This is a genomic window from Methylobacterium sp. J-001, assembly GCF_022829565.1.
In the GTDB taxonomy this organism is placed as follows: Bacteria; Pseudomonadota; Alphaproteobacteria; order Rhizobiales; family Beijerinckiaceae; genus Methylobacterium.
In genome coordinates this window covers 21,292-28,625 of record NZ_JAKSYN010000038.1, presented here as the reverse complement: position 1 = coordinate 28,625, position 7,334 = coordinate 21,292, and the positions used below count along the sequence as shown (strand labels likewise).

Sequence of the window (7,334 nt, the reverse complement as noted above, 5' to 3'; positions counted from 1 at the left end):
CCGGCCGCGACGGCGGGTCCGGGAACGTCTGCCGTCGCCCCGTAAGCCTCCGGCCGGAGGAATACGGCGGCGAGGCCGATGAGCTGGCGGTGCAGGCGCACCGCGTTGCGGCGGCCCGGCCCGCGCCGGCGGCGGTCGTCGCGGGGCCGTCCGTCGAGGATGTGGTCCTCCATCCCGTGGAGGGCGTCGCAGAGCCTCCGCCCGGTGGTGGCCATCGCCGAGACGGCGTGCCCGACGAGGGTCTCAAGAAGCAAGGTCGGCGAGGCGACGGTATCGCCGCCCTCGACTGCGGCACGGGTCGCGTCCGGGCTCTCCGCCGGTCCGCGGCGCCCGCTGACGAGGCTGCGCGGTCCCATGACGAAATGGAGTCTGCCCGCCGGGGCCGGTTTCGCGCCCGGGCGTGCGATGTCCGCGACGACGCCCCCGACGTGGTCGGCTTCGACCGTGACGCGCTGGTGCTCGTCGGGCGCGAACACGGCGGTGGCGAGCCGGGTGGGACCGAACCTGCCTTCAGCCGCCGGCTTCGCGAGATCGGCTGCGTCCAAGTTGTAGTGCATCCACAGGAACCCGCCGCCGAACGCGTCGAGGTAGGCCGCCGCCTCCGCCACCGGGACGGACCGCCCCCGCCCGTCCGCGTCGAACGCCATGGCCCAGAGCGGCTCGCCCTGCCGTGTCGATCCCAGTGTATCCTTCGTTTCGGTGGAGGCTTTCACCGGTCGATCCAATCGGTTCATGGGAGGGGTACAATCGATGCCCTGTCTGATGGCCGCGCGCTGACAAAACCGAATTGGCGCCCGGACGTTTTGAGCGGTGGCACTGAGCCCGTATGGTGCGGCTCGTAGCCGAATCGAGGGCGACCGACGAGCGGCATGGGCATCCGACCGGACATCGAAGCGACGCGTCGCTTCCGAACGGCGGGCAAGATGTCCAGCCCTTCGGCCGAACCCGCGCGGCGGTGGCACGCCAGGAACGCGCGAGCGTCCCGTGTCGCCCTCGCCCTGTCCTTGTGCCTCGCACCCATCGCCGCGGTCGCCCAGTCCGCGAACACCGGCGCCGGCGGCGACCCGCGCACCTCGGTCGCCCAGCCCGAGGTGTCGGGCAAGCCGTCGGCGGTGGCTACGACCTCGATCCAGTCCGTGCTCGGTGACGCGGCCGATCCGACCGGTTTGCGCCGCTTCCTGTCCGACCGCGGCGTCGTCCTCAGCTTCAACGCCATCGCCGACATCCTCGGCGACACCAGCGGCGGCACACGCCGGACCGCGACGGTCCTCGGGCGGCTCGACATGCAGCTCGACGCCGACCTCGACCGCCTCGCCGGCTGGCACGGCGCCGCGTTCCGGGTCGAGGCCTACCAGATCAACGGCGCCGGGCTGTCCCGGGCCGCTGTCAACGACCTCGCCGTGGTCAGCGAACTGGAGGCGCTGCCGTCCACCCGCTTGTACGAGCTGTGGGTCGAGCAGCAGGTCCTCGACGGGCAACTGGCGGTCAAGCTCGGGCAGGTGGCGGCCGACACCGAGTTCCTCGTGAGCCAGACCGCCACGCTGTTCATCAACTCGACGTTCGGCTGGCCGACCATCGCCGGCACCAACCTGCCGAGCGGCGGCCCAGCCTACCCGTTCGGCGCCCCGGCGATACGGGTCAAGTACCTCCCGACACCGAACCTCTCGTTCCAGGTCGGTCTGTTCGACGGCGACCCGGCCGGTCCGGCGCGGGCGTGGAACGACCCGGACCCGCAACGGCGCGACCGCACCGGCACGAACTTCAGGCTGTCCGACCCGGCGTTCCTCATCGCCGAGGTCGCCTACGCGTACAACTTCGAGGAACGGGGCGGGTCCGGGCAGGTCCTGGACGAGCCCGGGACGGTGACGCTCGGGGGCTGGCACCATTTCGGCCGGTTCGATTCGCTTCGGGTCGACGATACCGGTCGCTCGCTCGCCGACCCCTCGACCAGCGGGGTCGCCCACAGGTTCAGGGGCAACGATGGGCTGTACGCGATCATCGACCAGACCGTGTACCGCGAGCGGGACGACGCCGGGCAGGGCGCCAGCGCATTCGTGCGGGCGGTGACGTCGCCGGGCGACCGCAACCTGATCGACCTCTACCTCGACGCCGGCATCGGCTACCGTGGGCTGCTGTCTGGGCGGTCGAACGATACGGCGGGCGTGGCGGTGTCGTACGCGCGCATCTCGCCGTCGGCCCGGGGCTTCGACCGTGACACCATCCTGGAGTCGGGCATCGCGATGCCCCGGCGGCGGTTCGAGGCGCTGGTCGAGGCCACGTACCAAGCGGTCCTCGCGCCGGGTGTGACGGTGCAGCCGAACCTGCAGTACGTTTTCCATCCGGGCGGCAATATCCCCGACCCCCGCGACGCGCTCGGGCGGCGGATCAAAAACGCCACGGTCGTCGGCATGCGGGCGACGCTGACCTACTGAGCGAGGTTCGACTTCATGCGGGCCATCGAAAATCGCCAATCAACCCAAGAGCGAACCCTTCAGGCATGAACGCCGTGCGGATAGCGCTCGTCAGGCGTGCATCGGAGACGGTTCTTCCGCCTTGTCGAGCCAAGGAAAATTCGGCGCGGCGAAGGCAAGCATGCGGTCGCCCTCGTCGGGGGACGCACGCTCGTTGTCGACCGAGAGGAGTTCGACCGCCCCGTCCGTCTTGATGATCAGCAGGGCGACCGCGTCGGTTTGCGCCTCCGCGTTCGCGGGGGCGACTTCGAATCGCCAGCCGGCCTCGTGCCGCCCGGCCAGGGCATCAAAGTCGATCTTGCCGTCGCCGAGAACCTTGCCGCGGGTATCCCGGCTGACGCCCGTGTCCGCATGCAGGAGGTGGTCCGACGACGGCGCGAGTTGGTAGACCCGCTCGCGGCCGATCTCGGGGGCAAGCCTTGTGCACACCAGCGCGTTGTAGAGCTCGTCCCGGGTCGCGGCGAGCAGATGGTCTGGGGGGTGATCGGCGAGACCTTCCTCGGCATGCCGCGACAGGAGCTCGGCCTGCAGCGTTGGCACCCCCGCGTCACGGGCGGCCTGGAGCGCACCAGGATAGGTGTCGATCAGCACCACAGGCACGTTCGCGCGATGCAGGGCGATGACCATGTCGCTCGCCCATGGGGATGCTCCGACGACGGCGAGCCGTTGGGTCTCGGCCGCGGTGGACAAGCCCAGTCGCCGGGCCAGCGGTCCCAGCGAGAAGCCGTGAAGGATGACCGTGGCCACGATGACCGCAAACACGGTGGGCTGAATCAGGTCGCCGCCTGCGTAGCCCGCCTCGCTGAGGCGGGGGCCGGCCAAGCCAGCGACGGCGGCCGCGACGATGCCGCGGGGGCCGATCCAGCCCACGAACAGTCGCTCCCGCCGCGACAGGTCGCTGTCCAGTGTCGCGAGCCAGATGGCGGCCGGGCGGACCGCGAACAGGATGGCGGCCGTGAGACCTAGAATAGGCAGGGACAGCTTACCGAGGACGCCGAGGTCGAGGTCGGCGGTCAACACGACGAACAGGCACGACACTAGCAGAACGACAAGCGCCTCCTTGAACCGCCGTAGTTCGCTCAACCCCGGCACGTGGCGGTTGGCCAGCGCGATCCCGAACACGGTCGCGCCGATCAGCCCGGCCTCGTGCATGAGAAGGTTCGGGACGACGTAGGCGACGAGCGCGAACGCGAGTAGCACCGGCGTCTTCAGCGTCTCCGGGACGAGATCCTGCCGGAACGCCCAGGCTACCCAGAGGGCAAAGCCAACGCCGAGGCCGCCCGCCACTAGCACGCCCTCGGCGAGGTGGAGCATTAGGGCGACTGCCGGGGTCTCGCCGGCGCCGTGCGGCACGCCCACCAGGATCTCGATGACGACCGCCGTGAGGATGGCCCCGATCGGGTCGTTGACGATGGCCTCCCACTTCAGGAAGGCGGCGGACCGTCGTTCCAGCCGGGCGTGGCGCAGCAGCGGCAGGATCACGGTCGGTCCGGTGACGACGAGGATAGCACCGAACACCGAGGCGGGGCCCCACATCATCCCGCCGATGAGGTGCGCGGCAAGGGTACCCAGGACGAAGTTGACCGGCAGCGCGAAGGCGGTCAGCCGGAGAACGCCCTCGCCGGAGGCCCTGAGTTCGCGGAAGTCGAGCGCGAGGCCACCCTCGAACACCACGATGGCCACCGCCAAGCCGATCAAGGGGCGCAAGTTCTCCCCGAATTCGCGGGACGGGTGCAGCAAGCCGAGCACGGGTCCAACAAGGAACCCAAGCGCGAGCAGCAGCACGATGGCGGGGATGCGCAGGCGCGCTGCGAGTACCTGGGCGGCGATGCCACCGCCCACGATGCAGAGGACGGCCGTCGCCAAACCGTGTTCCATCCATCCCCCTCCGGGCAAACCTGTCGTCGCGACCGTCCGATTTGTTACCGGCCGAGGGATCGGCACCTCCGCCGTCGTGCGGGTCGGATCACATGCCCTACTACGGGTTGGAGCCTATGGGATTCCCGCCAAGGCCCCCGTCGGGGTCGCATCCCCGGCGTCCGTCTGACGGTTGTCGAGCTTGCGCAGCTCGGTGGCGATATCTTGCAGGCTGGTGTCGCCCTTGCGCAGGATTTGGTCGGCCTCGGACAGGCGCTCGCGTTCCACCGCCGTAATGTCCCGGGCACTCAGTACCACTACTGGGACCTCGGCGCAGCCGGGCAGGTCCCGGAGCCGGTTGAGAAACGAGAACCCGTCCATGACCGGCATGGTTAGATCGAGCAGCACGAGGCGTGGCACGCCGTGCCGGACCTGGTCGAGCGCCTCGCAGCCATTCCCGGCCTCGCGCACGCTCCAGCCGTTGCGCTCCAGCACCGTCCGGAGGCGATGGCGCATGTCGGCATCGTCGTCGACCACAAGCACGTCGCCGTCGGCCGCCCGGAACTGGTCGAGGATCGTGCGGAGCCGCGTCCAGTCCACCGGCTTGGGTACCGCCTCGACCGCCCCGAGCGAGGCACTCAGCGCCGCGTCGGCGACGAAGCTCACCATGACCACGGGGATAGCGGCGGTCTCCGGATCGGCCTTCAGGGTGGCCAGCACCGACCAGCCGTCCATCTCCGGCATCATCACGTCGAGTAGGATCGCGCGTGGCTTGAGCGACTTGGCGAGGTCGAGGCCTGTACGTCCGTCGCCGGCCGTGCACACGGCAAAGCGTTGGCGTTCGAGGAACCGGGTCATCAGCTCGCGTTGGTTGGTCTCGTCGTCGATGACCAGCACGAGGTCGCCCACCGTCACTTGGTTCTCGGGAACCGCCAGTGCCGCCTCAACGGCCCGCTCTGGTGCCACGGCTGGGACGCGCAGGGTGAAGCTCGTTCCTTCGCCCTCGACGCTGTCGACCGTGATGTCGCCACCGAGAAGCTGGGCGAAAGCGCGGCTCAGTGCGAGCCCGAGACCGGTCCCGCCATAGTTGCGTGTGGTGCTCTCGTCGGCCTGGGTGAACCGCTCGAACAAGCGCCCGACCTGCTCGGGGCTCATGCCGATGCCGGTGTCCCGCACCGTGAACCGGAGCCAATCGCTCTCCACGTCGACCTCGCGGGTGGCACTTAACGTGATGGTGCCGCCCTCGGTGAACTTGGCCGCGTTCGAGAGCAGGTTGAATACGCACTGGCGCAGCTTGGTCGCGTCAGTGCGCGCCTGGCCGACGTTATCGGCGACGTCCAGGGCAAGGACGTTACCCTTCTTGGCGACCAGCGCCTCCACCGTCCCGGCCGCGTCCGTGACGAAGGCGGCGACGTCGATGTCCTCGGGGTAGAGTTCCATCTTCTCGGTCTCGACCTTGGACAGGTCGAGCACGTCGTTGATCAGCCCGAGCAGGTGCTGGGCGTTCGACTTGATCTTGCCGAGGTCCTTCAGGAGGCTGTCCTGGCCGAGCTCCTCCGCCTCCTCCTCCAACATCTCCGAGTAGCCGATCACCGCGGACAGCGGCGTACGCAACTCGTGGCTCATGTTGGCCAGGAAGCGGCTCTTGGCCCGGCTGTGCTCCTCGGCCGCATCCCGAGCCTCCTTCAGCGTCGTTTCGAACGCCTCGCGTTCGGTGATGTCGGCATGGACTCCGACCCACTCGCGGATCGTCCCGTCCGGGTTGCGCACCGGACGCCCCTTGACCGCGAACAGGCGGTATTCGCCGTGCCGGTTCCGAACGCGGTGCCGGAGCTCATAGCCCCGGTCCGCGGCGACGGCTTCACGCCAGGCATCCTTGGTCGGCTCGACGTCGTCGGGGTGCACGGCCCCGGCCCATCCCACCCCCTGGCACTCGGCCTCCGACTGCCCGGTATAGGCCTGCCAGTACGGTTGCGAGCCCACCATCGCGCCCCGCGCGTCGGCGGTCCAAATGATGTCGCCGACCGCCTCGGCGGCGGCCCGGAAGCGGCCCTCGCTGGCATGGAGGTGCCGCTGGACCCGCTGCTGATCGAAGGAGGCGGCGACGATGGCCGCGAACAGGATCATGAAGGTCGCCCCCGCCACCGAGAGCGCAAGGTGTTGCTGACCGATGCCGACGCCGACGGCGTGAGCGGCGTGTGCCCCGGCGTCCTCGGCGGTCAAGGTCGCCGCTGCCATGCCGGTGTAGTGCATCCCGGCGACCGCCAGACCCATGACCGCGGCCGCGGCGAGCTTCTGCCAGACGCTGTTTTGCCGGAAGGTCAGCCATAGCGCGGCGGTCGCGGCCGTCACCGCGATGGCGACGGACACCGCGACGATGGGCAGGCTGTAGGCAAGGTTGCCGGGCACCCGCATCGCGGCCATGCCGGTGTAGTGCATCCCGGCCACGCCGAAACCCATCAGGGGGCCGCCGACCAGGACGTCGCGCTGTCCCGCCCCTTCACGGCTGACCCAGGCGAACGCGGCGCCGGTGGCGGCTATGGCGAGCAGCAGCGAGGCCACGGTGATCCCGGGGTCGTAGGCGGCGGGCATGCCCATCTCGAAGGCGAGCATGCCGACGAAGTGCATCGCCCAGATGCCGCCGCCCATCGCCAGCGAGGCCGCCGCGACCCATGCCCAGCGCAGGCGGGCCGCGGCCCCGCGGACGCGGCCACCGAGGTCGAGCGCGGTGTAGGACGCGAACACCGCGACGGCGATGGAAAGCGCGACGAGGGCAGGGTCGTAGCCGGTATGGACCATGGGAATTCCGGGTGCGTTCCCACGGAGCCATGGCACGAAAACACAGTGGTATCGCGGCAATCGCCCATTCGTGAAGGAAACGGTCGATCAACCTCGACGGTGATCGGCACATTCGATGGTCCCGCGGCCATCCGGACGCAAATCCGCCGGCATCGTAGCCCGTATCCCGAGGCGGTCGGGACATACGTCCCGGCATCGAACCAATTG

Annotated in this window: 4 protein-coding genes; 1 reads left to right on the top strand and 3 read right to left on the bottom strand. The window is 69.6% G+C overall.

From position 1 onward, the window contains the following. Positions 1-713 (bottom strand): CorA family divalent cation transporter (locus MKK65_RS03685; RefSeq protein ID WP_313902020.1); only part of this gene is annotated, 713 nt, incomplete at its 3' end. Positions 714-923: 210 nt separating this feature from the next. On the opposite strand from MKK65_RS03685, the gene MKK65_RS03680 reads away from it, so the two are divergent. Continuing rightward, positions 924-2,432, top strand: coding sequence for a carbohydrate porin (locus tag MKK65_RS03680; protein WP_243955391.1), 1,509 nt, complete (start codon positions 924-926; stop codon positions 2,430-2,432). 90 nt (positions 2,433-2,522) lie between these two features. Here the strand turns inward: MKK65_RS03680 and MKK65_RS03675 are convergent, their stop codons facing one another. Both MKK65_RS03675 and MKK65_RS03670 read right to left on the bottom strand, forming a co-directional pair. Continuing rightward, positions 2,523-4,349, bottom strand: a complete 1,827-nt coding sequence (locus MKK65_RS03675) for a cation:proton antiporter (RefSeq protein WP_243955389.1) — start codon at positions 4,347-4,349, stop codon at positions 2,523-2,525. Between the two features lie 114 nt (positions 4,350-4,463). Then, positions 4,464-7,127, bottom strand: a complete 2,664-nt coding sequence (locus MKK65_RS03670) for an MHYT domain-containing protein (RefSeq protein WP_243955388.1) — start codon at positions 7,125-7,127, stop codon at positions 4,464-4,466. Positions 7,128-7,334: the final 207 nt, after the last annotated feature.